The following is a 25,245-nucleotide window of genomic DNA, read 5'->3' on the forward strand; positions in this document are numbered from 1 at the left end:
GTCGGGCGGGCGCGGCGCGGGTACGGTGGGCGGATGGGGCAGTTCGTGGACTGGGACCTGGCCGCCGGCACCGCGGGCGCATTCGGCCGCACCGGGCCGGCCATCGAGCTGGCCGAGGCGCGGGCCGTCGTCGCCGACCTGCGCCGGCTGACCGAGGAGGCGGCCGGGCACGTGGCGGCGTTCACCGGGCTGCGGGCCGCGGTCGCGCACCCGCCGGTCCGGGTGGTGGACCGCGCCGACTGGGCCCGGGCCAACGTCGACGGGCTGCGCCGGGTGATCGGCCCGCTGATCGGCACGCTCGCCGACGGCAAGCAGCCCGGCCCGGTGGCCACCGCCGTCGGCGCGCGGCTCAGCGGCGTCCAGGCCGGGACGGTGCTGGCGTACCTGTCGGGGCGGGTCCTCGGCCAGTACGAGGTCTTCGCCGGCGACCCCGGCCAGCTCCTGCTGGTCGCCCCGAACATCGTGGACGTCGAGCGCCGGCTCGGCGCCGACCCGCGCGACTTCCGGCTCTGGGTGTGCCTGCACGAGGTGACGCACCGCACCCAGTTCACCGCCGTACCGTGGATGCGCGCCCACTTCCTCGCCGAGATCGCCCAGTTCGTCGAGGCGGCCGGCGACCCCGGCGACCTGGTGGAGCGGCTCCGCCGCGGCCTGGCCGGCCTGGCCGGCGCCGCCCGCGACGGCAAGGGCTCGCTGGTCGAGCTGGTCGCCACCCCGGCCCAGCGCGCGGTGCTGGACCGGATCACCGCGCTGATGACGCTGCTGGAGGGCCACGCGGAGTTCGTCATGGACGAGGTCGGCCCCGAGGTGATCCCGAGCGTGGCGACGATCCGCGCCGGCTTCAACGCCCGCCGCCGCGGCGGCAACGCCGTCGACCGGCTGCTCCGCCGGCTGCTCGGCGTCGAGACCAAGATGCGCCAGTACGCCGAGGGCCGCACGTTCGTGCACGGCGTGGTCGAGCGGGTCGGGATGGCCGGCTTCAACCGGGTCTTCGCCTCGCCGCTGGCGCTGCCGCACCTCGACGAGCTGACCGCCCCCGAGCGCTGGATCGCCCGGGTGCACGACACCGCCGCGTGACCGGCCCGCCGGCCGCCGTCGCCGCCGTCCGGGTGGCGGTCCGGGCCGCCCTGCTGCCGTACGCCGGCGGGGGTGCCCCCGTGCTCGTCGCCTGCTCCGGCGGCGCCGACTCGCTGGCGCTGGCCGCGGCGGCCGCGTTCGTCGCGCCCGGGCTGGGCCTGCGCGCGGGCCTGGTCACGGTCGACCACGGCCTCCAGCCCGGCGCGGGCGAGCGGGCCCGCGCGGTCGCCGCCCGCGGCCGCGAGCTGGGCCTGGAACCGGCCGACGTGGCGACCGTCGACAGCACCGGCCCCGGCGGCCCGGAGGCCGCCGCCCGCGCCGCCCGGTACGCGGCGCTGACCGCCGCCGCGGCGGCCCACGGCGCCGCCGCCGTCCTGCTCGGCCACACCCGCGACGACCAGGCCGAGACCGTGCTGCTGGCGCTCGCCCGCGGCGCCGGGCCGCGCGGCCTGGCCGGCATGCCGGCGGTGCGCCCGTACCGCGGGACGGACCTCGTCCGCCCCCTGCTCGACCTGCCCCGGGCGACCGCGCGGCGGGCCTGCGCCGACCTGGGCCTGGCACCGTGGGAGGACCCGCACAACGCGGACCCCGCGTACGCCCGCAGCCGGGTCCGCGCGACGGCGCTGCCGGCGCTGGTCGACGCCCTCGGCGAGAGGGTGGTGGCGAACCTGGCCCGCTCGGCGACCATGATCGCCGCCGACAACGCGGCCCTGGACGCCCTCGCCGCCGCCGCCCTCACTGACGCCCTGACCCCGGACCCCGCACCGCCGAACCACGCCCCGTCCGGCGCAAGCGTCCGCGCCGGAGCCGCCGGGTCGGGCGGCGTCGACCCGTCCGGGGCGCTGCGGGTGTCGGTGCTCGCGGGGCTGCCCGCGGCCGTGCGGACCCGGGCCCTGCACGCCAGCGCCCTCGCCCGCGGTGCCCCCGGCGGGGCGCTGGCCCACCGCCACGTGGCCGCCGTGGACGCCCTGGTCACGAACTGGCGCGGCCAGGGCCCGATCGACCTGCCGGGCGGCCTGCGCGCCCGCCGCGCCGGCGACCTCCTGCACTTCGACGGCCCCGCCGCCCCCTGAACGCGGCGCACTGCGGTGCGGCGATTCGGGCTGGGGAACGGGTGCGGCAGCGACTCAGGCGGCGGCGGGGAGGTCCAGGAGGACCCGCCAGCGGCCGTGCACGCCCGGCTGGACGTGCATCCGCCCGCCCTCCGCCACGACCATCCGCCCGCACACCCGCAGCCCCACACCGGGCGCCGGCACCCCGGCCGCGCCCTCGGCCACGTCGTTGGCCACCGACACCCGGACGAACCCGCCGACCGGCTCCGCGGCGACCGTCACCGCCCGGCCGGGGGCGTGCCGGGCGGCGTTGGCGAGCAGCGCCAGCACCACGTGGGCGAGCGCGTCGGCGTGCCCGTGCGCGTACAGGTCGTCGGGCACCTCCCAGCACACCGAGTCGGCGGCGGTCCGGCCGAGCACGACCAGCGGGGCGAGCACGCCGCCCACCTCGTACGGCTGGCTGGCCGTGATCGCCCGCCCGCGCCCGCGCATCCCGATCAGCGCCGCCTCCAGGGCGGTGACGAGGTGGACCTGGTTCGGCGGCAGCGGCTCCCCGGCGGCCGCGGGCGGGCCGGGCCGGGGGCGGGTCAGGCCGGCGAGCCGGTCGGCGACGATGCGCCGGACGGTGTCCCAGCGGTCGGGGTACCAGCGGGCGGGCGCCACCCCGTACAGATCGTTGCTCAATTCATCGCCCGCCTTCCCGCCGCGCCGCTCGCAGCCGACCGGGGGTACGCGACCCCGCCCGGTCCCGGTTGACGCCGCCGCGCGAACCATCCGTTCGGGCCGGCGGGGGCCGCCGCGCGGCGGACGGACAAGCCCGGATCGGGCCGGCGGACGCCTGCGAAACAGGCGAATGGGGCGGATCGGAAGTGGGGGTCCCCGGTGTACGTCGGCGCACGGGATGCGGCACCCTGGGTGCATGGCTGACGGCTCCTGGTACGACGCCGACATCGACCGCGTGATCCTGACCGAGGAGGAGATCCAGGAGAAGGTCCGCGAGCTGGCGGCCAAGGTCGCCGCCGAGCACGCCGACGCCACCGATGGGCTGCTCCTCGTCTGCGTCCTCAAGGGCGCCCTGATGTTCATGGCCGACTTCTCCCGGGCGCTGGGCCGGATCGGGCCGCCGACCGAGCTGGAATTCATGGCCGTCTCGTCGTACGGGCACGGCACCGCCTCGTCCGGCGTCGTCCGGATCATGAAGGACCTGGACCGGGACATCGCCGGCCGCCGGGTCGTCGTGGTCGAGGACATCGTCGACTCCGGGCTGACCCTGTCCTGGCTGCTGCGGTACCTGGAGTCGCGGAACGCGGCCAGCGTGGACGTGGTCGCGCTGTTCCGCAAGCCGGACGCCGTCCGGGTCGAGGTGCCGGTCCGGCACGTCGGCTTCGACCTGCCCAACGAGTTCGTCGTCGGGTACGGGCTGGACTACGCGGAGCGTTACCGGGAGGCGCCGTTCGTGGGCGTGCTCAAGCCCGAGGTGTACCAGCGCGGCTGAGCCGGCGCCCTTTCGGCCCTGCCGGAGACGCCCGCGCCCATGCGTAGCCGGTGACGGTGTAACGTCGAATAGCCGGTCGTCTACCATGACCGGCCCGCCGCGCTGGCTCGCCGCGGTTCGTCGTCACCCTCCGTCGCGGCACCGGTCGCGGGGAGCGTGCGAAGGGCCGGTAAGGGTGTGCCGGCGTCGTGTGACGGACGTCGATCAGGAGGATCCGGGCGCGCGCCCGACTACAGCATGGAACGTACGCGTTTCTTCCGCCGGCCGGTGGTCTGGATCATCCTGGTGATCGTCGGCGCGGTCCTGCTCAGCTCCTTCTTCGCCAGCGGCTCCAGCTACCACGCGGTGACCACCTCGCAGTTGCAGGAGAAGCTGGCCAACGCCCAGATCAAGAAGGCGTTGATCCAGGACAAGGAGCAGACCGTCCAGCTCGACCTGGAGTCCCCCGCCAAGTACGGCAAGGTCGAGACCACCCGGATCCAGGCGCAGTACCCCAGCGGCGCGGCGACGAAGTTCTTCGAGCAGATCCAGGCGTCCGCGGGCGCCGGCCGGATCAAGGAGTACGACACCGAGCGCAACGAGGACAGCATCCTCGTCAGCCTGCTGCTGAACCTGCTGCCGATCGTCTTCCTGGTCCTGCTGCTGTTCTTCTTCATGTCGCAGATGCAGGGCGGCGGCTCGCGGGTCCTCAACTTCGGCAAGTCCAAGGCCAAGATGGTCTCCAAGGACATGCCCAAGACCACGTTTTCGGACGTGGCCGGCGCCGACGAGGCCGTCGAGGAGCTGCACGAGATCAAGGACTTCCTGCAGAATCCGGCGAAGTACCAGGCCCTCGGCGCCAAGATCCCCAAGGGCGTGCTGCTGTTCGGCCCGCCCGGTACGGGCAAGACGCTGCTCGCCCGGGCGGTGGCCGGCGAGGCCGGGGTGCCGTTCTACTCGATCTCCGGCTCGGACTTCGTCGAGATGTTCGTCGGCGTCGGCGCCAGCCGGGTCCGGGACCTGTTCGAGCAGGCCAAGAGCAACGCCCCGGCGATCGTGTTCGTGGACGAGATCGACGCCGTCGGCCGGCACCGCGGCGCCGGCATGGGCGGCGGGCACGACGAGCGGGAGCAGACCCTCAACCAGCTCCTGGTCGAGATGGACGGTTTCGACGCCAAGGGCGGGGTCATCCTCATCGCGGCCACCAACCGGCCGGACATCCTCGACCCGGCGCTGCTGCGGCCCGGCCGGTTCGACCGGCAGATCGCCGTGGACACCCCGGACATGGAGGGCCGCAAGGCCATCCTCAAGGTGCACGCCAAGGGCAAGCCGTTCACGCCCGACGTCGACCTCGACTCGGTCGCCCGGCGCACCCCCGGCTTCACCGGCGCCGACCTGGCCAACGTCATCAACGAGGCCGCGCTGCTGGCCGCCCGCAACGACAAGCGGGCGATCGGCAACGAGTTCCTCGAGGAGTCGATCGACCGCGTGGTCGCCGGCCCGCAGCGGCGCAGCCGGGTGATGAGCGAGAACGAGAAGCGGATCACCGCGTACCACGAGGGCGGGCACGCGCTGGTCGCCTGGGCGCTGCCGCACTCCGCGCCGGTGCACAAGGTGACGATCCTGTCCCGCGGGCGCTCGCTCGGGCACACCCTGGTGCTGCCGACCGAGGACAAGTACACCCAGACCCGGGCCGAGATGATCGACACCCTGGCGTACGCGCTGGGCGGGCGGGCCGCGGAGGAGCTGATCTTCCACGAGCCGACCACCGGCGCCGGCAACGACATCGAGAAGGCCACGAACCTGGCCCGGGCGATGGTCACCCAGTACGGCATGAGCAGCAAGCTCGGCGCCGTCAAGTACGGCACGACCGGCGACGAGCCGTTCCTCGGCCGCACGTACGGGCACGAGCGCGACTACTCCGACACCGTCGCCGCCGAGATCGACGCGGAGGTGCGCTCGCTGATCGAGCTGGCGCACGACGAGGCGTGGGAGATCCTGGTCGAGTACCGGGACGTGCTGGACAGCATCGTCGTCGAGCTGATGGAGAAGGAGACCATCTCCACGGCCGACATGGCGCGCATCTGCGCCCGGGTGGAGAAGCGCCCGCCGATGGCCCCGTACAGCGGCAACGGCAAGCGCCGCCGCTCGGGTACGCCGGCGGTCCCGACGCCCGTGGACAGCGCGGGCAACGGCGTCCCGGCGAGCAACGGCGGCGCCCCGGCGGCCGCGGGCGGCGCGCCCGCAGCCGACGGGTCCGGCGACGGCGACACCCCGGCCCCGGCCGGGCCGGGCGGGGACGGCACGCCCTGACCGGCCGGCACGACGACGCCCCCGCGCCGGGGGAGCAGCACCCTGTCCTGGACCACCTCGCCGCCCGGCTGGTCGACGGCCGGCTCACCGGCGGGCCGGTCGAGGACGCCGTGGACCTGCCGCGGATCGAGGCCGCGGTGCGGGAGATCCTGATCGCGCTCGGCGAGGACCCGGACCGGGACGGCCTGCGCCGCACCCCGGGCCGGGTGGCCCGGGCGTACGCGGAGCTGTTCGCCGGGCTGCGGGTCGACCCGGCGCGGGTGTTGACGACGACGTTCGAGGCGGACCACGACGAGCTGGTCCTGGTCCGCGACATCGAGGTGATCTCGCTCTGCGAGCACCACCTGCTGCCGTTCCGCGGCGTCGCCCACATCGGCTACATCCCGGGCGACGACGGCCGGATCACCGGACTGTCCAAGCTGGCCCGCCTGGTCGACGTGTACGCCCGGCGGCCGCAGGTGCAAGAGCGGCTGACCTCGCAGATCGCCGACCTGCTGATGTCGGCGCTGTCGGCCCGCGGGGTGATCGCGGTGCTGGAGTGCGCGCACCTGTGCATGGAGATGCGCGGCATCCGCAAGGCCGGCGCGCAGACGATCACCTCGGCGGTGCGGGGGCTGTTCAAGGAGGACGGCAAGTCCCGGGCCGAGGCGATGTCGCTGATCCTGCGCCGCTGACGGTCAGCCGGGTCCCGCCGAGGCGCGGGCCAGCCGGTCCAGCGCCGGCAGGGCCGCGGACAGCGCGTCGTGGTCGGCCGGCGGCAGCGTGGTGAGCAGCGCGCGCAGCGCCGCCGCCCGCTCGGCCCGGCGCCGCCGCACCGCGGCCCGCCCGGCCGGCGTCAGGTGGACCCGGACCGCACGCCCGTCCGCCGGGTCGGGCACCCGCTCGGCCAGCCCCGCCCGCTCCAGCCGCGAGACGAGCTGCGTCATGCCGGGCTGGGTCACCCCCTCGGCCGCGGCCAGCGCGGACAGCCGCTGCGGACCGTGCGCGGCGAGCCGGCGCAGCGTACCGGCGGTGGCCCGGCTGACCGGCTCGGCGTGCGCCCGGCGGAGCAGGTCGAGCAGGCCGTCCAGGACCGTGCCGAGGTGTCCGATGTCGACGTTCTGCGCGTTCGGCAGCAATGTGTACCCAGAGCCCCAGCGTCGTACCCCAATAACCGACCAATGCGATCGTACCGGGACGTATGACGTTTCGGCCGTGCCCCGACGGGGTGAATCAGGCCAGCCCGGCCAGCGCGAACAGCAGCGGCAGCGCGCACGCCGCCGCGCCGACCAGCGGCGTGCGGTCCAGCGTCCGCACCGCCGGGCCGACCCCGGCGATCAGGCCGACGACGAGCCAGCCCAGCCCGTACGCCAGCAGCGCCATGCCCGTCATCCAGACCAGCGCCAGCGCGGACGCGGGGGTGCCGCCGACCGCGTACAGCACGAGGTTCACCACGAACGCGACCGCCGCGAACGGCCCGTACACGAGCAGGTTGCGCTGCCACGCGCCCGGCCCCGCCGGCGCGGCCGGGCCGGCCAGCGCCGCGGGGGCCAGCAGCGCGTCGGCGGCGTCGGCGAGCGCCGCGGCCCGGCGCAGCGCGGTCAGCGCCCGGCCCGGGTCGGCGCCGACGGCCTCGGCGGCGGCGTGCGCCTCGGCCGGTACGGGGGCCAGCTCGGCGGTCAGGCCGGCGCTGACCAACCGGGTCCGCTGGGTGACCAGCCGGTCGCGCAGGGCGTCCAGTTCGTTGCGGACGGCGTCCGGCGCCGCGGAGCCGGCCTCGCCGGCGGCCCGCTGGACGAGGTCCAGCTCCTGCGTCGCGGCCACGTACTCGCCCCACAGGTCCTGGCTCACCGGGCGGCCCCCGCCGGGGCAAACGGCACGATCACCGAGGCCCGGTCGGCGTGCCGGTCGAACAACAGGGCGCGCTGCGGCCGGTACCGCCAGTCCAGCGGCTGCCCGGTCAGCGCGGCCACGTCGATCCCGGACACGTCCAGGAACACCAGCCCGGCCAGGTCGTCCCGGCCGCGGGCGCCGAGCGCGTCGCTGAGCCGGCGGGCGCTGCGCCACCAGGAGACCACGTGGATGCCCCGGGCCGGCCCGCCGTGCAGCAGCTCGCGCAGGGTCTCCGGGGGGAGCTGGCCGGTGTCCAGCAGGGCGTCCATGCCGAAGACGATCACGCAGGCCGGCCCGTCCAGGGCGTACCGCAGGCCGCCGGCGTCGACCAGGTCCACCTCGTGCGCCGCGGACAGCTCCTTGGCCAGCGTGTCCGCGGCCGCCGCGCCGTCGGGCTCCGCCGCGCAGACCACGAACCGGGTCGGCCGGTCCGGAATGGCCAGCGACCGGGCGGCGGTGTCCAGCAGGTGCGCGCCCTCGCCGCCGGGCGCGACGATCGCCAGGTGCCGGCCGGCGGACTTGTCCAGCGCGAACGCCGCCGTCGCCCGGGGCAGCTCGATCGTGTGCCCGAGCAGCACCGCCGACCGGGTGACCCGCCCGGCCAGCGCCGCCCGGTACGTCGGGTCGTCGGCCAGCGCCGGGACCGCGCCGCCGTGGAAGACCGCGGGCGGCCCGCCGTCCGGGGTGCGGGTGGTGAAGCCGCGGCGGCGCAGCGCGTCCAGCGTCGCCCGGCTGGCGTACGGGTCGGGGAAGCGGATCGTCTTCTCGTGCCCGCGGGTCGCCCCGCGCGGCCCGCCGAAGCCGCCCGCCGTGTTGATCACCGCCGTACCGAGGGCCAGCCCCGCCGCCGCGTCGTTGGTCGGGTCGAGCACGTCCCCGCCGCCGGGCAGCGCCACCCGGACCGGGAACTGCCCGCCCAGCGCCTCCCGGGTGCTGGCGAGCTGCGGCAGGTCGCGCATGGCGCCGCCGGCCAGGACCAGGTGCACCCCGTACGTGCGCCCGCGCCGGGCCAGGTCGTCCAGCAGGGCCCACGCGTCCGCGGTCAGCCGGTCGTCGGCGCCGACCAGGCGGGGGAAGTCGTCGATCACGCAGACCAGCCGGGGGAGCTGCGGCCCGGTGGCCCGCAGTTGCGCGTACCCCGGCACGCCCAGCCCCGCGCAGGCGCGCTCGCGCCGGCGCAGCTCGCCGGCCAGCTCGCGGAGGACGGCGAGCCCGTACTCCCGGTCCGCGGCCACGCCGACCACCCGGACCTGCGGCAGCCAGCCGTCCTCGCCGGGCGCCACCTCGGCGGCGACCCCGCCGTCGCCCAGGTCGACCACGGACAGCTCCAACTCCGCCGCCCGGTACCGGGCGGCCAGCCCGTGCACGACGTTGAGCAGGAACGCCGACCGGCCGGCGCCGGGGCGCCCGCTGATCAGCCAGTGCGGGGTGAGGTCGTTGAGCCGCAGCTCGATCGGCCGGTCGCCGTCCGCCCCGACCGGCGTGCCGACGCCCTCGGTCGCGCACAGCGGCGCCTCGTCGGCGGGCAGCAGGTCGGCCAGGCGCAGCGCGCCGCTGCCGGCCACGCCGGCCGCCGCGCAGAGCCGGGCGACGAGCGCGCCGGGCGGCTCGGGGTCGAGCACGACGGGCGCGTTCAACCCGCCGGACGCCCCCGGCCGGGCCGCCCCCGGTACGCCGAACAGCGCCCCGGGTGGGTCGCCGACCAGCGCGTACCGGTCGCCGACCGCGACCCGGGTGGCCCGCGGCAGGGGCCGGGCGACCGGGTCGGCGGCGGTCGGCGCGCCCGGCCAGCCGGCGAGCACGAGGTGCAGCGCGGCGTCCGGCCCGTGCTGGGCCAGCGCCCCGAACCGGGCCAGGTCGGCCCTGGTCAGCCCCGTCGGCAGCCCGGCGGCGAGGAGCAGCAGGTGCCGGTCGTGCCGGGGCCGCCGGCCGCGCTCCGGCGCGATCCACTGCTCCGCCTCGGTGAGCAGGGCGCGCAGCCCGTGCGCGTCGACCGCGGGCGGGGCCATGATCCCGGCGTCGGTGAGCGGCGCGAACGGCGCGAACACCCCGCCCCCGCCGGGGTCGACCGTCCGGACCAGCAGCGACCCCGCCGGTACCGCGGCCAGCAGCCGCAGCAGCAGCGTGCGCAGCAGGCCGGCGACCCGCGGGTCCCGGGCGTCCCGGTCCAGCTCCAGGTGGCCCTCGCCGAGCAGCGGTACGACGACCGGGAACTGGGCGTCGCCGCGCGGCCGGCCCACCCCGAGCCGGACGAACCGGGGCCGCGGGGCGGTACCGAAGTCGGCGGTGAAGCCCTCCACCAGCGGCGCGCCGAGCCAGCCCGGCGCCAGCGCCACGGCGGCCTTGCCCAGCCGCCCGGCCAGCGCCGGCAGGTCGGTCCGCGGCGGGGCGCTCGGCGGCGGGGTGTCCAGCAGCGCGGCGACGGCGGTCGCGGTCGCGCTGGCCTGCCGGTACAGCGTGGCGGCCTCGCCAAGTCGCGTCGTCACCGCCCGCACCTCCCATGCCCGGGTAAGACCGTAGCGCAGACTGTATTCCGGATGTGCGCGCGGCAGCCCGTGCCGGCCCGCCCGTCACTCCCGCGGGCCGGCCCGCCGGCGCCCCGCGGACCGCGTCGAGTGCCCCGGCGTACCGGGACGAACCGTCCCCGCGCCGCACCGGCCTACGTGGAGGGATCGCCTTCGCCGCGCCGCCCGCCGCCGAACGCCCGGCGGTGCGCCCCGCCCGGCCGGGCCGGCAGGATGGTCCACGTCAGACCCCACGGCGTCGCCGCGCCCGCGCCCCGGTGCAGGGTGAACGCCGCCAGCGCCGCCGCCATCACCAGCAGCCCCGCGGCGGTGCTGGCGCCGGGCGTCTCGCGCAGCAGCAGCAGCCCGAGCAGCGCGGCCAGCGCCGGCTCGATCAGCGCCAGGCTGGTCGCGGTCGCCGGCGCGGTCCGCTCCAACCCCCGCCCGAACAGCAGGTACGCCCCCACCGTCCCGGCCGCCGCGAGATAGCCGACAACGATCAGCGCGCCGGGCGCGGCGAGCCACCCCACCCCGGTCAGCGCGACCAGCGGCGTCATCGCCAGCCCCGCCCCGAGCAGGCTGACGGCCATCACCGTCGGCGACGCGGCCCCCTTGCCCACGGCCACCCCGCAGGCCGTCGCGAACCCGGCGTACGCGGCCCCGCCGGCCAGCCCGCACAGCACCCCGGCGGCGCTGACCGTCCCGCCGCCCGGCCCGAGGACCAGGCAGGCGTTGGCGGCGACGGCGAGCGCGGTGCCGAGGTACCAGCGCCGCCCCGGCCGCCCCCGGCGCAGCAGCACGGCGGCCAGCCCGGTGAAGATCGGCGTACTGGTGGCCGTCACCACGGACCCGACCGCCACCCCGGTGAGGTGCATGGCGGAGAAGTAGCAGCCCTGGTAGATCGCCATCCCGCCGGCCGCGACCAGCACCACGGGCAGCGCGTCCGGGATGGCCCGCAGCCGGCGCAGCGCCGCCGGCCGGCAGCCGAGCAGCGCGAACAGCACCCCGCCGCCGAGCATCCGGGCGGCCCCGACGGCCAGCGGGTCGGTCCCGTCCGGCAGCAGCGCCGCCGCCGGCCCGACGGTGGCCCAGAGGGCGGCCGCGAGCAGGACCGCGGGCACCCCCACCGGTACGGCGGCGCGCCCGGCCCGGTTCCGCCCGGCCGGGCGCTGCCCGATCACCGGCAGCGCGACGGTCGTGGGGTCGCGCCAGGCCGGCGCGGCGGGGGCGGGGCGCGGCGTGGCCGGCGCCGTCACCGCTGCGCGGCCGGCGCGAGCGCCGCGGCCGGCGGGGCGGTGGGTGTGGCGGTCGGCCCGGGCGGCGGCGGGGTCGGCCCGGGCGTGGCGGGCGGCGGCGTGGGCTGCGGCCGCCGGGTCGGCGTCGGGTTCGGCGCGGGCGGCGGCGTGGCGGGCGGTCGCGGGGTGGTGACACCCGGTACCGCGACCGGCGCCGACCACGGGCCCCACGGCCCGGCGCCGCGGTGCCGGAGCACCCGGACCCGGTACTGCCAGCGGCCGCGGTCCGAGGCCCGGACCGTGCAGGCCGGCTGGCGCAGGACGCCGGTGCAGCCGGGGCCGGGGGAGGAGGAGCGGTACGCGGCGGGGCGGCGCCGCACCTCGTACCCCCTGTCGCCGCGGCGGGCGGTCGCCGGCCAGGTGAGGGTGACCCGGTACTTGCGGACGGTGACCGCGGGGGCGACCGGTCCGGGGGTGGCGGCGGGGGTCGGCGGGGGAGTGGTCACCCAGGGCGCGACGGTGGCGGTGGCGGTGGCGGTCGAGGTGGTGAACCAGGCGGCCCAGGCGGAGCCGGTCAGGATTCCGGCGACGACGATGGCGCCCGCGGCGAGGGCGTAGACGGTGCGCCGGTTCATCGACTGCCTTTCGCTATTCGGTACCGCGCTGTGTGGGATCGGGCCCGGGGGACGGATCGACCCGACCCCACACAGTCCTCAGTCGGCGGTGGTGCGCAGCCGCAGGGGGAAGTGGAAGCTCGCCCCTTGGCAGCCGTTGTCCGACGCCGAAGTCATCGAAATCAGATTCGTGCCGAGAATGGTGCCGTTCTTGTTCGCCTCGATCGCCTTGTTGGGGAAGAAGGGGAACCCGTGGGTCAGGCCGGTCTTCACGCACTGGGGGTGGCCGGGCTGCACGGCGATCGGGCCGTCCAACGTGATGCGGCTGATCCGCACCGCGTAGGGGTTCGGGTTGTGCACGACGATGTGCAGTCCGTTGTGCTTGAACGGCTTGATGGGCTGGTCGGTGACGGTCACGCCGACAATTTGCGCCGGTTGCAGGTCCTGGCTGCTCGTCAGGGCGAGCGCTTCGGCCACTTCGTGCCAGTTCGCCCACGCGGCCGCGCCCACGACCGTGACGAGCAGCGCGCTGCTGGCCGCGATGTATCGCTTGCGAACGGGGTGCACGGTCCTCCTTCCCGTCGGCGGACGGGTGGCGGGGGTGGACTCCGGGTGCGAGTCCACCCCCGAATGCCGTCAGGCCAGGTTGGCGGTGACCTTCACCGGGATGCTGAAGGTTGCGCCCTGGCAGTCGTTGTCCGCCGTGGCGGGAGCCACCATGGAAACCGCCCCCGTCATCGTGACCGTGACGGTCTGGTTGCCGGGCAGATCGGTGCGGGACAGCGGCGCGCTCGTGTTCAGCGAGACGTCGCCGGCGTTGCACGCCGACGGGGTGGCCGAGACGGACGGGTTCAGCGCAATACCCGCGATGGTCAGCGCGTCCGCGTTCGGGTTGTTCAGCGTCAGCACGAAATCGCGAGTGGCACCCGGCTTGAGCGCCGGCGTGCTGATCACCGCACCCTCCACGACGATGGGCTGGAGTTCGGCCGCCGTGGTCGACGCCGTACCGGTGCCCTCCTCGTACCAGGCGGCGAAGGCGACTCCGCCGACAATGGCCAGGGTGGCGGCGGCGGCGCTGGCGACGACGGCGGAGCGCTTGGTGATCTTCATGCGGACGGAACTCCCTCGTGACTATTCCTGGGACGGTCCGGGGCCGCCGACCCCCGCGCTGGGGTCGCGAGTGCCGGCGGCGCGAACCATCTCGATCACTGAGGGGAACGGTCCCCGCCGATCCCGCGTTGCGGCATGCATCGGTGAACTCCGGTGTTCCGCCGGTCGCGGTAAGTCACCCGGCCCGGGCGGTCCCGGGACGGGCGTCGATGGCCGCCGCGTTCCGTGCGGCGGTGACGGTACGTTCGGTCAATGATGTCCGCGGATTCCCCCCATCGAGGGTCTTGACTTACGTCGGCGGCGCACCGCGCAGGTGCTCGAAGATCAGGCTCGTCTCGGCGTGGGCGACGTCCGGTTCGCCGAGGAGCGCGTCGGTGACGAAGTCGCGGAGCGCGTCGGCGTCGGCAACTGCCACGTGCAACAGGTAATCGGTGCGTCCGGTGACGTGGTACAGCGCGAGAACCCCCGGCAAACTCTGGGCGCGCGACCGGAATCGAGCGACTTGCCCGCGTTCGTGCCGGGCGAGCCGGACGGCGACCATCGCCTGCAGGGGGCGGCCGAGGGAGGCGAGGTCGACCTCGGCGTGGTATCCGCGCAGCACCCCCCGCTCGCGCAGCGCCCGGACCCGGGCCAGGCAGGTGGACGGCGCGATGCCGAGGGCGGCGGCGAGGGCGGCGTTCGGGGTGCGGGCGTCGGCGACCAGCAGGCGGACGAGCGCGCGGTCCAGGGCGTCGAGGGCGTCGTTCGGCACGGGGCCCATTCTGCCGGATCCATGAACGTCTCCGTGCGGCAACTTCACCGGTTCGCCGAACAATGTTCGGCCTCCTTGCCAAGTCGCCCGTACGAACTCACCATCGCCGGTATGTGGAACCGCACCTTCTCCGAAACCGACGCCGTCCACGGCGGGCGCTCCGGCCTGGGCGACCTGCCGGCGCACGTGCCGCCGATCGACCTGTCCACGACGTACCCGCTGCCCGGCGTGGCCGCCGGCGGGGACAGCTACGAGACGCTCGCCACCGGCGGCCGCCCGGTGAACGGCGAGAGCCCGGTGTACCAGCGGCTGTGGAACCCGACGGTCGCCCGGTTCGAGGAGGCGCTGGCCGCGCTGGAGGGGCTGCCCGAGTCGGTGGCGTTCGCCTCCGGCATGGCGGCGCTGACCGCGGTCCTGCTGGCCAGCGTGCAGGAGGGCCGGCCGCACGTCGTCGCGGTGCGCCCGCTGTACGGCGGCTCCGACCACCTGCTGGCCAGCGGCCTGCTCGGCACCGAGGTGACCTGGGCGGCGCCGGACGGGGTGGCCGCGGCGCTGCGCCCGGACACCGGCCTGGTGCTGGTCGAGACGCCGGCCAACCCGGACCTGCGGCTGTGCGACCTGGACCGGCTGCGCGCCGCGGCCGGCGACGTGCCGGTGCTGGTGGACAACACGTTCGCGACGCCGGTCCTCCAGCAGCCGGCCCGGCACGGCGCGGACCTGGTGCTGCACTCGGCGACGAAGTTCCTGGGCGGGCACGGCGACGCGCTCGGCGGCGTCGTCGCCTGCGGGCCGCGCTGGGGCGCGGCGCTGCGCCGGGTCCGGGCGATCACCGGCGGCCTGGTCCACCCGCTCGCCGCGTACCTGCTGCATCGCGGCCTGCAGACGCTGCACGTCCGGGTCCGGACGGCGCAGGACGGCGCCCGCGACCTGGCCGCCAGGCTGGCCGGCCACCCGGCGGTGACGGCGGTGCACTACCCGGGCCTGCCCGGCGCGGACCCGGCCGGGCTGCTCGGCCGGCAGCTCGCCGGGCCGGGCGCCGTGCTGGCGTTCGAGGTGGCCGGCGGCGGGCCGATGGCGGCGGCGGTCGCGGGCGGCTGCAAGCTGATCGCGCACGCCGTCTCGCTCGGCGGGGTGGACACGCTGATCCAGCACCCGGCGTCGCTGACCCACCGCCCGGTGACCGGCGACGCCGCCCCGGCCGCGGCGCTCCTGCGGCTGTCCGTGGGGCTGGAGGATCCGGCTGATCTTTGGTCTGACCTGGTCACAGCCCTGGACGGGGCCGTCGCCGTTCCATAACCTTTCGACATACGTCTATGCCACGTATGGTGGGCCCGGTCATCCACCCCGGCCCCTCCACCCCCGTCGAGGAGATCGCAATGCGGCTACGAACCCCCATCCTGGCCGGTACAACAGCACTCGCCGTCGTCGCCGGAATGCTCGGCGTGACGAGTGCCGCCGCGAACCCCACCGCGGCGGTTGCCGAACAGCTCGTCCCCGCCGACCCGCCGGAGATCCCCGGCTCCGCCGCGGTGGCCCACCTCACCGAACTGCAGAAGATCGGCGAGCAGAACGGCGGCACCCGGGCGCACGGGCGCCCCGGCTACAAGGCGTCCGTCGACTACATCGAGGGCAAGCTCAAGGCCGCCGGCTTCACCGTGGACGTGCAGAGCTTCTCGCACAACGGCGCCACCGGCTACAACGTGATCGCCGAGTGGCCGCACGGCGACCCGAACCAGGTCGGCATGATCGGCGCCCACCTCGACTCGGTCACCGCCGGCCCCGGCATCAACGACGACGGCTCCGGCTCGGCCGCCGTCCTGGAGAACGCGCTCACCGTCGCCCGCTCGCAGGTCAAGCCGACCATGCGGATGCGGTTCGGCTGGTGGGGCGCCGAGGAGCTGGGCCTGATCGGCTCGAAGAAGTACGTCGCCGGCCTCTCCGCCGACGAGAAGAAGAAGATCAAGTTTTACCTGAACTTCGACATGGTCGGCCAGAAGAACATCAAGAGCTGGGGCATCTACAGCGACTCCTCGGACATCAGCGCGCTGTTCAAGGAGTACTTCGACGCCAAGAAGCTGACCACCCGCGGGATCAACTGGGGCGGCAGCTCGGACCACTCGTCGTTCAAGAGCGCCGGCATCAAGGTCAGCGGCATCGGCGACGACGACGACCCGTGCTACCACGCCCGGTGCGACACGATCACCAACGTCGGCGACGTCTCGATGGGCCACGCGAGCAGCGCCATCGCCCGCGTGTTCTGGAAGCTGACCGGCGCCCAGCGCACCGCCCGCCCGTAGCCACACTCCCGCGCACAGGAAGCGGCCCGCCACGGATGTCCGTGGCGGGCCGCTTCCGCGATCAGGCGCCGGTCACTTCACGCTGTTGACCACGACCGTGCCGCGGCCGACGACCGTGCCGAACTCGGTGACCAGCTCCAGGTCGCCGGTCAGCTTCCGGTCCGCGCCCGGCCCGCCCGCGGTGCGCAGCACCCCGGTCAGGTCGGCCTTGGCGCCGTTGGCCAGGGTCAGCGAGCCGGCGGCGGGGCGCAGCGAGCCCAGCGCGGGCGCGTAGTACGCGTCCACGTAGTCGTACGCCGTGCTGCCCGCCGGGATCGCGTACCCGCTGACCACCACCGTGTACTGCCCGGCCGCTGGGCTGGCCAGCGTCACCGACTCCTCCGAGTCGCCGTCCGCTGCCTGGCCCACGACCCGGCCGTTGAACTCCACCGCCAGGTCCAGGTCGGCGCCGAGGTCGGCGGGCTTGCCGATGGTGGCGCTGAACTTCTGCGCCCCCGCCGGCACGTCGACCGTGTACCGCTGCTCCGCCCCGACCGCGATCGTCGGCCGCGCCGACTTCAGGCTGCCCAGCGGGCCCGCCCGCCCGGTCACCGCGGTGCCGGCGAACGTGTTCGTCAGCGACCACTTCACCGGCACGTCGGTGTTCGCCGGCGCGGACGGGATCGTCAGCACCTCCGGCGCCACCTTGATGCCGAGCGCGGTCGCCGTCAGCGAGAACGGGTTGTCCAGCGTCGGCGACGTGCGCCGCGACTCGACCGTGAACTCCCACAGCCCCGGCATCGGCGCGGCGTACGAGCGGCGGACCGGGTCGCACACCTTCGCGTCGGAGAAGTTGGTGTAGCAGTTCAGGCTGGACGAGCTGTCGATCGGCACGCCGTACGGGTTGATCGCCAGGAACCGGGTCTGCGACCCGGTGGCGATGTCCGACAGGTGCACCTGGAGCGCGGTCGCCCCGGCCGGCACGTCGACCAGCCAGGAGCGGGCGTTGTTGCGGTCGATCGAGCCGCGCACCTGCTGGCCGAAGTCCGGGCCGGTCAGCCGCGCGTTCGGCGCCGCGACCACGGTGGACACCTCGGCGTCGACCAGCGGGCTGGCCGGGTCGTCCACGGCCAGGATCGCGCTGTGCACGCCCGGCCCCGGCTTCGCCGTGACCTCGACGGTGGCCGCCTGGCCGCGGACCAGGTTGACCGTCGCCGGCGCGCTGAACGTGCCGTCGTTGCCGACCCACTTCAGGTTGTGCGCGATAGCGCCCTTCGGGCCGGTGGCCCGGGTGACGGTGACCTTGTACGTCTTCTGCTCATTCGCCCGGTGCCCGCCCGCGGCCGGCGCGCACCGGTTGTACAGGCCGGCGCCGCGGTGCGGCCGGGTCAGCTTGTCCGACAGCGGCGTGCAGACCGGGGCGTCGACCGAGTAGATCCGGGCGTCCGGGTTCTTCTCGATCAGCTTCCACGCGCCCGGCACCGAGATCAGGCCGAAGCCCTGCGCGTACGTCGGGTAGCCGGCCAGCGGCTTCGCCGAGCTGAACAGCGCCCGGCGCAGCAGCGCCGGCGTCACCGGCTGGCCCTTGGCCCGGGCGGCGCCCAGCAGCACGGCCGCCGCGCCGGTGGCCTGCGGCGCGGACATCGAGGTGCCGTTGAACATCGCGTACCCCGGCGGCAGCGGGTACCCGGCCTCGGCGACCGGCGACCCGTTCTGCCACAGCGGCGTCGACGAGATCGCCGAGCCCGGCGCGACGACCTCCGGCTTGAACCCGCCGTCCTCGCGCGGGCCGCGCGAGGAGAAGGTGAACAGGCCCTGGTCGTTCCTGACCGCCGAGCCGTAGTTGCTCAGCCAGGTCGCCTTGCTGACGCTGGCGCCGACCGAGACCACCTTGTCGGCCACCGACGGGTCGCCGACGGTGTTGATGCCCGGCCCGGAGTTGCTCGCCGACACGAAGAGCTGCACGCCGTAGTCGGTGATCACCCGGTTGTACAGGACCGCGCGGGCGTTGGCGCCGTCGTTGAGCGCCGGCAGGCCGCCGATCGAGATGTTGACGACGTCGACCCTGCGCTTGGTGACCAGCTCCACCAGGCCGTCGGTCAGCGCCGCGGCCGTGCAGCCGCCGCCGAACGTGCAGGCCCGGGCCGAGACGAGCTTGGCGCCGGGCGCCGCGCCGTCGAACACCGCGTTGCCGAACAGGTCGTTCGCCGCGGTGATGCCGGCGACGTGGGTGCCGTGCGAACCGTCCACGATGCCGATGTTGACCACGTCGACCACGCCCGGCCGGCCCAGCGGCGCGGCGCTGACGTCCTCGCGGAACTCGACGGTGAACGGCAGCCGCTCGGCGACCGGCGTCTCCGGCTTGTCCGTGCCGAAGTACTCGACCTGGAACTTCTCCTTGTACGGCCGCAGCGCCGGCCCGTCGGTGAAGTCGTTGTCCAGGTCGGCGTCGACCCGGATGTCGTTCGTCACCGGGTCGTACAGGATGCCGAACTCGTCGGTCTTGTCGCCGTCGCGGTTGGCGTCGCCGCAGTTCTCGCAGCCGGACGCCGCGTCCGTGACGGCCTCCTTGAACAGCCCGAACCGGTACGCGCCGGCCGGCGCCGTCCAGGTCTTGCCGTCCAGGGTGAACGTCGGCCCGGTGACCGCGGTCAGCATCGGCACCCAGGTGCCGTCGTTCTCCACCAGCGGCGCGGTCGCGGTGAACCAGTCGACGATCTTCCGCTCGCCGGTGGTCGTCTTCGCCAGCGCCGGGTGGTCGACGGCCACGCCCGAGTCGAGGATGCCGATGGTGACGCCCCGGCCGTCCGCGGCCGGGTTGGCCTTCTGGAACTCCACCACGCCGGTCTCGCGGATCGGCATGAACGGGTTGTCGGCCTTCGTCCCCGCGCCGGGCGCGTCCGGCGACGGCTTGTTCGGGCCGCGCTTGCCCGCGGCCGGCCGGGCCGGCTCGGGCTCGCGCAGCCGCTCGTTCAAGTCGACCGCGGCCACGCCGGGCAGCTTCGCCGCCGCGACCGCGGACCCGGTCGGGATGCGGACGTGCAGGTACCCCAGCTCGTCGCTGCGCTTGGCCACCAGCGCGCCGAGCCCGGCCAGCTTGCCGGCGACGGCGCCGGTGCGGCCCTTGTCGGTCGCGACGATGAGGTCGACGAACCGGGCGTGCTTCGCGGTCGCCTCCGCGAGCAGCCGCATGTCCTGCGGGTCGAGGGTGTCGACCGGGGCGTCCTTGGGCGGGTCCGCCGCCACCGGGTTGACCGGGCCGGGGCCGGCGGCGGGCGGCGCCGCCGCGGCCGGGGCCGCTATCGCCAGGCCACCCGCCACGAGGCCGGCGGCGAGGAGCCCGACGCCCGTGCGGGCGGGGCGGGAGTGCTGATTCACGAACTGCCTCCGTACGCGAATCGGGTGACCCGCTCCCGCACATCGGAGTGTCGTGGGCGGGTCACTCTGGTGAGTTGGCGACACCCTACGTCACCCCGTCCGGCGCGGCCGGCGATCGCGCGTTCCGGGCGGTGAACGGGCAAGCGGCGGCGCCGCGCATTTGCGTACGTCTCGCCCGGTGTGCGGAGCGGGATCGGCGGGATTCGCGACGGTACCCGGACGGCGAAAACTGTGAACAATCGCGTTGCCGGGCGGCCGGCACCCCGGTCCGCGGCGGCCGGCCCGCCGGGGCGGGGTCCGATGGGGAGGGCGGCGGCGGCCCCCGATCGGGCGTACCGCGACGCGGCCGGGCGTGGCGGCGGGGCCAGTAGGCTCGGCAGGGTGGATACCCATGGTGGCGCCGACCCGACGCCGGACGTACCCGAGCCGGTGCGCGACCCCGGCCCGCAGCGGCGGGGGGACGCGGCGGCGGACGGGCGCGGGCGGGCGGGCGGCGAGCAGCGCGGACGCGCGGGTGCGGCCCGGCCGGGCGCCGGCGGCCCGCCGGCCACGGCGACGGCGGCGCACCCCGGCGCGGTTCCGGCCCAGCCGGTCCCGCCGCCGAACGAGCCGGCCGCGCCCGACAGGCCCGCCACGGCCCGCGACTTGTTCGGCGGGGCCGGTCGGGGCGCGCCGGGCTTCGGCGGGGCCGCAGGAGCCCCGGTCGACGCGGCCGGTGCGGCGGGTCCGGCGGGTCCGGCCGAGCGGGCGGGTGCGGCCGGTGGGATGGGCTCCGCGGGTCCGGGTGGTTCGGCGGGTTCGGCCGGCCCGGTGGACCCGGTCGATCCGGCCGGCTCGGCGGGTTCGCCCGGCCGGGTCGGTTCGGGCGGTCGGGTCGGTCCGGGCGGCGCGGCGGGCCCGGGCGGCGCGGACGTGGCCGCGGAGCGGGCGCGGCGGCAGCGGCTGCTGCTCGGCGTCGGCGCCGGCATCGTCATCCTGCTGCTCGCCGGCGGCCTCGGCCTCGGCGCCCTGCTCTACGCCCGGGCCACCACCCCGCGCACCGACACCCCCGACGCGACCGTCGACAACTACCTGCGCGCCCTGCTCGTCGACCGCAGCATCGTCGACTCCCGCACCCTGGCCTGCCCGAACGCCGGGCCGCTCGCCGCCGTCGAGGACCTGCGCGACGAGGCGCTGGACCGGGAGAAGGAGTTCCCGGACAGCCGCGTCCAGATCAGTTGGGGCGCGCTGGCCACCACGACCGACGGCCCGGACCGGGTGACGGTCGAGACGGACGTCTCGGTGATGGGCATCTTCGACAGCCAGGTCCGCAGCCGGCGGGTGGACACGTGGCGGTTCGGCCTGCTCCGCGACGGCGGCTGGCGCGTCTGCACGGCCGTCAAGGTCTGACCGCCCGCCCTACTCCAGCCAGAGGGTCGCGACCGGCAGGGCGCGGGTGCGCGGCGGCTTGCCGCTCCACGCCCACCGGTACCACTCCAGCTCCGCCGCCACCCGGACGCACACCTCGCCGTCGGCGCCCTCGTGCAGCTCCGACACCGCGCGCAGGTCGCGGGCCACCCGGTCGCCGTCCCGCCAGGCCAGCCGCCGGCCGGTCACCGACCCGGCGTCCAGCACCGGCACGGGCGGGCGGGGCGCCGGGTGGTCGAGCGACACGAGCTTCGACACCGGTACCGCGGCGGCGGCGTCGGCGACGGTTTCCACCCACACCCGGTCGACCGGGACCAGCGGCGCGAACACCTCGACCCGCTCGGCCTCGGCGCGGTACCACTCGGCCTCCGGCAGTACCGGGACCAGCGTCCGGCTGCCCTGCACCACCGGGTCGTCGGCGCGCAGGTCGCCGCGCCAGCCGTGACCGGGCAGCCCGGTCAGCACCCGCCGCCCGCGCAGCGCCCGCTGGCCGGCGGCCGGGCGGGCCACGACGGCCGGCGGCGGCTCGGCCCCCCAGCCCGCCGGGTCGGCGAACGGGTCGGACCACTGCTCGCTCATCGTCTTACCTCAGGGTGATGCCGCGCTGTCGGAGGAAGTCGACCGGGTCGACCGCGCCGCCGCTGCTGCGGTCGCCGTTCAGGTGTACCTCGAAGTGCAGGTGCGGTCCGGACGAGTTGCCGCTCGTCCCCACCTGCCCCACCGGGTACCCCGCCGGCACCGACTGCCCGACCTGGACGGTCGGCCGGCGCACCAGGTGACAGTAGCGGGTGATCACCTTGTCGGCGTGGGTGATCTCCAGGTACCAGCCGCAGCCGGGCGTGCTCGGCGACCCGTCCCGGTCGCACCAGTACGACGGCCGGGAGTCGTTGTCGCACTCCAGGTGGGTGACCACGCCCCCGGCGGCCGCCCGGATGGTGGTGTACCGGCGGGCGCCGAGGTCGATGCCGTGGTGGCTGGGCCGCTCCGCGGTCCGGAACCCGGACACCACCCCCGCCGGTACGGTCGGCGCCCAGCCGGAGGCGGCGATCTCGCCGCTGCCGGCGCAGGCCAGCGCCCCCGTCGCGGTGGCCGCCGCCCGGGCGGCGCCGTCGGCGAGCGCGTTGACCACGTCGGTGGCGAGCGGCTCGTGCTTGGCGTACGCGTCGGGGTACGCGCTGCGCTGCACCCGCTGCGCGGCGACGGTCAGCGCCAGCTTCTCCCAGCCGGACACCCGGACCAGCCGCTCGAAGAACTTCCGCGCCGTGTACGCCGGGTCGCGGAGCTGCCGCGGCGTCCCCCAGCCCATGCTGGGCCGCTGCTGGAACAGCCCGATCGAGTCGTGGTCGTTGCTCGCGCCGAGGTGCCCGAGGTTGGTCAGCCGCGACTCCTGCATCGCGGTGGCCACGCCGACGACCCACCCCCGCGGCGGTACCCGCATCTGCCGGCCGACCCGGATGATGACGGCCGAGTTGGTGAGCTGGTCGGTGCTCAGCCCCCGTACCGGGGGCAGCTTGCCGGTCAGCGGCAGCAGCCCGCCCTGCCCGCAGTTGGCGAGCGCCTGCGCCGCGCTGGACTCGCGGGCCCCGCCGAAGTTGGTAATGATCACCGCGGCCGCGCCGCCCCCGCAGCAGAGCAGCGCGAGCGCGCCGGTCAGGGCGAGGGCGAGGGCGCCGCGGCGGATCGGGGGTCGATTCACGCCGCCCTCCCGCCGGTTCTTCGCCGCACCCGCCCGGCCCGCGCCGCACCGCGGGTCGGGGGTCGCGGGGTCATGTCGGTTCCCAGTCCACCGCGTCGACCAGCCACCGGCCGCCGTCGGCGAGCAGCCGCAGCTTGAGCTGGCCCCGCCGGGTCGGGACGGCCGCCTCGGCCAGGTACTCGTTCAGCGCCGTCACCGTCGCCGCGCCGCCGAGCGCAGTGGCGGGGACGCTGGCCGGGTCGGCGTCGGCGAACTTCTCCGCCAGCCCGGCCGTCATCATCGGCCGCAGCCGGTCCCGCCAGCCGGCCGGTTCGCGCGGCCCGGTCAGCCAGGTCGCCGCGAACGTGCGGGCGACCCGCTCCGGCGGGCTGGCGCCGGGCAGCGCGGCGAGCCGCGGCGCCGGCGGCGCCTTCTCGCCGTCGTCGCCGACCGTCGGGTGCACGGTCGGGATCGGGTCGACCGGCGGGCCGGTGCTCGCGTCCTGCCGGGGCGGCGCGAGCAGCGACGTGGTCGCGAGGATGCCGACGACGACCACCGCGAGGGCGAGCGCGACGCCGTACCGGGAGCGCAGGAAACCGACGAGCAGCCGGCCGGTCACGCGCATCCCGTCACCTCGCCTCGGCCCGCTGCCGCGGCGTGCTCGCCGGCACCTCGACCTCGCCCGCGCCCGGCCGGAAGACCGTCACCGTGGCCGGCTCGTCGGGCACGCCCGGTTCGGACCAGCCCGGCGTGGTCCGGGCCGGGCGCGGCCGGGTGCCGGTCTCCGGGCGGCCACCGTCGCTCGTGCTGCGCACCGGCTCGGTCCGCGGCGGCGGGCCGCCCTCGACCGCGCCGTCGCTGGTCGGGGCGACGCCGGGCGAGTCGATCCGGGCTTCCGGCCGGACGGTCGTCTGCGCGACGGACACCTGGTTGACCGTGAGCCGGTTCGGCCCGCCGTCGGTGAACAGCCGGCGGTGCCAGCTCCCGGCGCCGGCCACCACCCGGCTGGGGTTCTTCCCGCCCAGCTCGGTGATCCGCCGGTACGGCCGCAGCAGCAGCCAGCCGACCACGCCGCACAGCCAGACCAGGGCGACCTGGAGCCAGCCGGGCAGCGTCGCCGTACCCATGATCATGTCGACGGCGAACAGGTAGATCGCCGCGCCGGTGCCGAAGATGGCGATGTTGAACACCGCCGCCACGACCGCGTTGGCCAGCCGGCGCACGCCCGCGCCGGCCGGGCGGAGCAGGCCGATGGTGCCGAGCAGCGGCGCCGCGATCACCGCCCAGCGGAACAGCAGGAAGCCGAGCAGCACCAGCAGCGACGCGGTCAGGTCGAACATCGCGAACAGCAGCGCCGCCAGCAGCGCGATGAACCCGGCGCCGATCCGGTCCATGCCCTTGGCCCCGGTCAGGTACTGGTACGCCTCCGGGTCCTCGGTCTTGATCTGCCCGACGACCTTGCGCCACTGCGCGTTCTTCGCCGCGATCGTGGTCTCCCGGGTGCTCGGGTTGGCCCGGATCTTCGCGGCCTCGTCCCAGCTCAGCGCCTTCGCGTCGTACAGCGCCAGGCCGTACTTGCGGGCCGTGGTGCTCTCCGCGGAGCCGAGCAGCCCGCGCAGCCAGTTCTTGTACAGCATCGACTCGGTGACCGTGTCCGACGCCCGGATCGCCGGGGGCCGGTGGTCCTTGCACGACTCCGGGTCGGCGTCGTCGCACTTCGGCAGGGCGACCGGCCGCGGCCCGACCGCCTCGTGCACCACGCCGAGCGAGCCGATCAGGGTGGCGTCGGCCAGGTTCGCCGACCGGACCGGCCACGCCGCGATCGCGGTCACCGCGGTCATGACCAGCAGCGCCCAGCCGGCGGTGGTCAGCGCGCTGCTCATGTCGGACTGCCGGGACCGCCAGATCAGGTACAGCCCGACCACGCAGAGCGTGAGCAGCCCGAAGACGCTGAACACCTTCTCGTAGATCGCCCGGGTGGCGCCGGCGACCATCGGGTCGGCCCAGTTCCACATGCTGCGCGGGTCCCACGCGCGCTCGCGCAGCGCGTTCGACGCACCGATGATCATGGTGGCGCCCATGAACTCGATGTTCGCGATCTTGGTTTCCATCTGCATGTCGAGCAGCTCGGGGATACAGCCGGAGCTGGTGTTCGGGAAGTCGTAGCCGGCGTACGCGTACTGGCTGTACATGCCCTGCGGCCCGCCCCGCTCCGCCGACGCCGGCCGCGACCCGAACCAGCCCGAGATGCCGGAGCCGGGGCTGTCCGGGACGGGCGCCTTCTCACACGCCTGGTCCGGCAGGTCCTTGAGCCTGGCCGCGCAGCCGCGGAAGTCGTTCTGCCACTGCGCCGGCGAGCACAGGTCGACCCGCGCGGCCGCCGCCGCCGCCCGGCCGCGCGCCGCCGCCGGGCTCGCCGGGGCGAGACAGGTCAGCGCCGCCACGAGGACCGCGAGGAGCGCGGCGACGCCCCGCCGCGGGGACCCGGACCCGACTCGCCTCGACAA

22 protein-coding genes are annotated in these 25,245 nt (G+C 75.8%); 8 read left to right on the top strand and 14 right to left on the bottom strand.

The features are described from left to right. The first annotated feature begins 33 nt into the window (after nucleotides 1-33). The gene (locus IEY94_RS14375; protein ID WP_189170686.1) at nucleotides 34-1,077 is read left to right on the top strand and encodes an Rv3626c family coenzyme F420 biosynthesis-associated protein; all 1,044 of its coding nucleotides are present in this window, start codon (nucleotides 34-36) and stop codon (nucleotides 1,075-1,077) included. Next, on the top strand, nucleotides 1,074-2,150 hold the full coding sequence (gene tilS / locus IEY94_RS14380; protein WP_189170687.1) for a tRNA lysidine(34) synthetase TilS: 1,077 nt from the start codon (nucleotides 1,074-1,076) through the stop codon (nucleotides 2,148-2,150). Before IEY94_RS14375 ends, tilS begins: the two co-directional genes overlap by 4 nt. A 54-nt stretch (nucleotides 2,151-2,204) precedes the next feature. Here tilS and IEY94_RS14385 read toward each other — a convergent pair whose 3' ends face one another. Next, nucleotides 2,205-2,813, bottom strand: a complete 609-nt coding sequence (locus IEY94_RS14385) for a histidine kinase (protein ID WP_189170688.1) — start codon at nucleotides 2,811-2,813, stop codon at nucleotides 2,205-2,207. Nucleotides 2,814-3,048: 235 nt separating this feature from the next. Here IEY94_RS14385 and hpt point away from each other — a divergent pair, with 235 nt between their 5' ends. From hpt to folE, 3 genes are all read left to right on the top strand, one after another. Beyond that, complete coding sequence (gene hpt, locus IEY94_RS14390) at nucleotides 3,049-3,624, top strand: hypoxanthine phosphoribosyltransferase (RefSeq protein ID WP_189170689.1); 576 nt, start codon at nucleotides 3,049-3,051, stop codon at nucleotides 3,622-3,624. A 237-nt stretch (nucleotides 3,625-3,861) separates the two neighbouring features. Next, nucleotides 3,862-5,916: an ATP-dependent zinc metalloprotease FtsH gene (gene ftsH / locus IEY94_RS14395; RefSeq protein WP_189170690.1), complete on the top strand. Its 2,055-nt coding sequence runs from the start codon at nucleotides 3,862-3,864 to the stop codon at nucleotides 5,914-5,916. Between the two features lie 47 nt (nucleotides 5,917-5,963). Next, a complete protein-coding gene (gene folE / locus IEY94_RS14400) occupies nucleotides 5,964-6,590 on the top strand; it encodes a GTP cyclohydrolase I FolE (RefSeq protein ID WP_189170963.1) in 627 nt (208 codons plus the stop codon). Between the two features lie 3 nt (nucleotides 6,591-6,593). Here folE and IEY94_RS14405 read toward each other — a convergent pair whose 3' ends face one another. From IEY94_RS14405 to IEY94_RS14440, 8 genes are all read right to left on the bottom strand, one after another. Then, complete coding sequence (locus IEY94_RS14405; RefSeq protein ID WP_229783898.1) at nucleotides 6,594-7,034, bottom strand: MarR family winged helix-turn-helix transcriptional regulator; 441 nt, start codon at nucleotides 7,032-7,034, stop codon at nucleotides 6,594-6,596. 94 nt (nucleotides 7,035-7,128) lie between these two features. Next, nucleotides 7,129-7,746: a hypothetical protein gene (locus tag IEY94_RS14410; RefSeq protein ID WP_189170691.1), complete on the bottom strand. Its 618-nt coding sequence runs from the start codon at nucleotides 7,744-7,746 to the stop codon at nucleotides 7,129-7,131. Further along, nucleotides 7,743-10,274 carry an FtsK/SpoIIIE domain-containing protein gene (locus IEY94_RS14415; RefSeq protein WP_189170692.1) on the bottom strand — a complete coding sequence of 844 codons (2,532 nt, stop codon included), beginning with the start codon at nucleotides 10,272-10,274 and terminating at the stop codon, nucleotides 7,743-7,745. Before IEY94_RS14415 ends, IEY94_RS14410 begins: the two co-directional genes overlap by 4 nt. Nucleotides 10,275-10,447: 173 nt before the next feature. Further along, nucleotides 10,448-11,548 (bottom strand): DMT family transporter, encoded by a 1,101-nt coding sequence (locus tag IEY94_RS14420; RefSeq protein ID WP_189170693.1) that lies wholly within the window; start codon nucleotides 11,546-11,548, stop codon nucleotides 10,448-10,450. Continuing rightward, nucleotides 11,545-12,162 (bottom strand): hypothetical protein, encoded by a 618-nt coding sequence (locus tag IEY94_RS14425; RefSeq protein WP_189170694.1) that lies wholly within the window; start codon nucleotides 12,160-12,162, stop codon nucleotides 11,545-11,547. The genes IEY94_RS14420 and IEY94_RS14425 overlap by 4 nt, the downstream gene beginning before the upstream one ends. A gap of 78 nt (nucleotides 12,163-12,240) precedes the next feature. Beyond that, a complete protein-coding gene (locus IEY94_RS14430; protein ID WP_189170695.1) occupies nucleotides 12,241-12,708 on the bottom strand; it encodes a hypothetical protein in 468 nt (155 codons plus the stop codon). Nucleotides 12,709-12,777: 69 nt separating this feature from the next. Next, a complete protein-coding gene (locus IEY94_RS14435; RefSeq protein WP_189170696.1) occupies nucleotides 12,778-13,251 on the bottom strand; it encodes a hypothetical protein in 474 nt (157 codons plus the stop codon). A 289-nt stretch (nucleotides 13,252-13,540) separates the two neighbouring features. Continuing rightward, on the bottom strand, nucleotides 13,541-14,011 hold the full coding sequence (locus tag IEY94_RS14440; protein ID WP_189170697.1) for an Lrp/AsnC family transcriptional regulator: 471 nt from the start codon (nucleotides 14,009-14,011) through the stop codon (nucleotides 13,541-13,543). A 102-nt stretch (nucleotides 14,012-14,113) separates the two neighbouring features. On the opposite strand from IEY94_RS14440, the gene IEY94_RS14445 reads away from it, so the two are divergent. Both IEY94_RS14445 and IEY94_RS14450 read left to right on the top strand, forming a co-directional pair. After that, nucleotides 14,114-15,298 (top strand): trans-sulfuration enzyme family protein, encoded by a 1,185-nt coding sequence (locus tag IEY94_RS14445; protein WP_189170698.1) that lies wholly within the window; start codon nucleotides 14,114-14,116, stop codon nucleotides 15,296-15,298. A gap of 80 nt (nucleotides 15,299-15,378) precedes the next feature. Then, entirely contained in the window at nucleotides 15,379-16,299 is a 921-nt protein-coding gene (locus IEY94_RS14450; RefSeq protein ID WP_189170699.1) for a M28 family peptidase, read from the top strand. 72 nt (nucleotides 16,300-16,371) lie between these two features. Here IEY94_RS14450 and IEY94_RS14455 read toward each other — a convergent pair whose 3' ends face one another. Beyond that, the gene (locus tag IEY94_RS14455) at nucleotides 16,372-19,656 is read right to left on the bottom strand and encodes a S8 family serine peptidase (protein ID WP_189170700.1); all 3,285 of its coding nucleotides are present in this window, start codon (nucleotides 19,654-19,656) and stop codon (nucleotides 16,372-16,374) included. A gap of 381 nt (nucleotides 19,657-20,037) precedes the next feature. Between IEY94_RS14455 and IEY94_RS14460 the strand changes: the two genes are divergently transcribed. Continuing rightward, a complete protein-coding gene (locus tag IEY94_RS14460; protein ID WP_189170701.1) occupies nucleotides 20,038-21,045 on the top strand; it encodes a hypothetical protein in 1,008 nt (335 codons plus the stop codon). 9 nt (nucleotides 21,046-21,054) lie between these two features. Here the strand turns inward: IEY94_RS14460 and IEY94_RS14465 are convergent, their stop codons facing one another. From IEY94_RS14465 to IEY94_RS14480, 4 genes are all read right to left on the bottom strand, one after another. Further along, a complete protein-coding gene (locus tag IEY94_RS14465) occupies nucleotides 21,055-21,642 on the bottom strand; it encodes a hypothetical protein (RefSeq protein WP_189170702.1) in 588 nt (195 codons plus the stop codon). Between the two features lie 4 nt (nucleotides 21,643-21,646). After that, nucleotides 21,647-22,759, bottom strand: a complete 1,113-nt coding sequence (locus IEY94_RS14470; RefSeq protein ID WP_189170703.1) for a M23 family metallopeptidase — start codon at nucleotides 22,757-22,759, stop codon at nucleotides 21,647-21,649. Nucleotides 22,760-22,829: 70 nt separating this feature from the next. Then, complete coding sequence (locus IEY94_RS14475) at nucleotides 22,830-23,363, bottom strand: hypothetical protein (protein WP_189170704.1); 534 nt, start codon at nucleotides 23,361-23,363, stop codon at nucleotides 22,830-22,832. A 4-nt stretch (nucleotides 23,364-23,367) separates the two neighbouring features. Beyond that, the gene (locus IEY94_RS14480) at nucleotides 23,368-25,245 is read right to left on the bottom strand and encodes an MFS transporter (RefSeq protein WP_189170705.1); all 1,878 of its coding nucleotides are present in this window, start codon (nucleotides 25,243-25,245) and stop codon (nucleotides 23,368-23,370) included.

Source organism: Pilimelia anulata (assembly GCF_014647895.1).
Lineage (GTDB): Bacteria > Actinomycetota > Actinomycetes > Mycobacteriales > Micromonosporaceae > Pilimelia > Pilimelia anulata.

Bases quoted from the DNA above. Each gene is read 5' to 3' on its own strand.
- IEY94_RS14375 (WP_189170686.1), top strand. From the start codon at position 34: ATGGGGCAGTTCGTGGACTGGGACCTGGCCGCCGGCACCGCGGGCGCA.
- hpt (WP_189170689.1), top strand. From the start codon at position 3,049: ATGGCTGACGGCTCCTGGTACGACGCCGACATCGACCGCGTGATCCTG.
- ftsH (WP_189170690.1), top strand. From the start codon at position 3,862: ATGGAACGTACGCGTTTCTTCCGCCGGCCGGTGGTCTGGATCATCCTG.
- IEY94_RS14425 (WP_189170694.1), bottom strand. From the start codon at position 12,162: ATGAACCGGCGCACCGTCTACGCCCTCGCCGCGGGCGCCATCGTCGTC.
- IEY94_RS14435 (WP_189170696.1), bottom strand. From the start codon at position 13,251: ATGAAGATCACCAAGCGCTCCGCCGTCGTCGCCAGCGCCGCCGCCGCC.
- IEY94_RS14440 (WP_189170697.1), bottom strand. From the start codon at position 14,011: ATGGGCCCCGTGCCGAACGACGCCCTCGACGCCCTGGACCGCGCGCTC.
- IEY94_RS14445 (WP_189170698.1), top strand. From the start codon at position 14,114: ATGTGGAACCGCACCTTCTCCGAAACCGACGCCGTCCACGGCGGGCGC.
- IEY94_RS14450 (WP_189170699.1), top strand. From the start codon at position 15,379: ATGCGGCTACGAACCCCCATCCTGGCCGGTACAACAGCACTCGCCGTC.
- IEY94_RS14465 (WP_189170702.1), bottom strand. From the start codon at position 21,642: ATGAGCGAGCAGTGGTCCGACCCGTTCGCCGACCCGGCGGGCTGGGGG.
- IEY94_RS14475 (WP_189170704.1), bottom strand. From the start codon at position 23,363: ATGCGCGTGACCGGCCGGCTGCTCGTCGGTTTCCTGCGCTCCCGGTAC.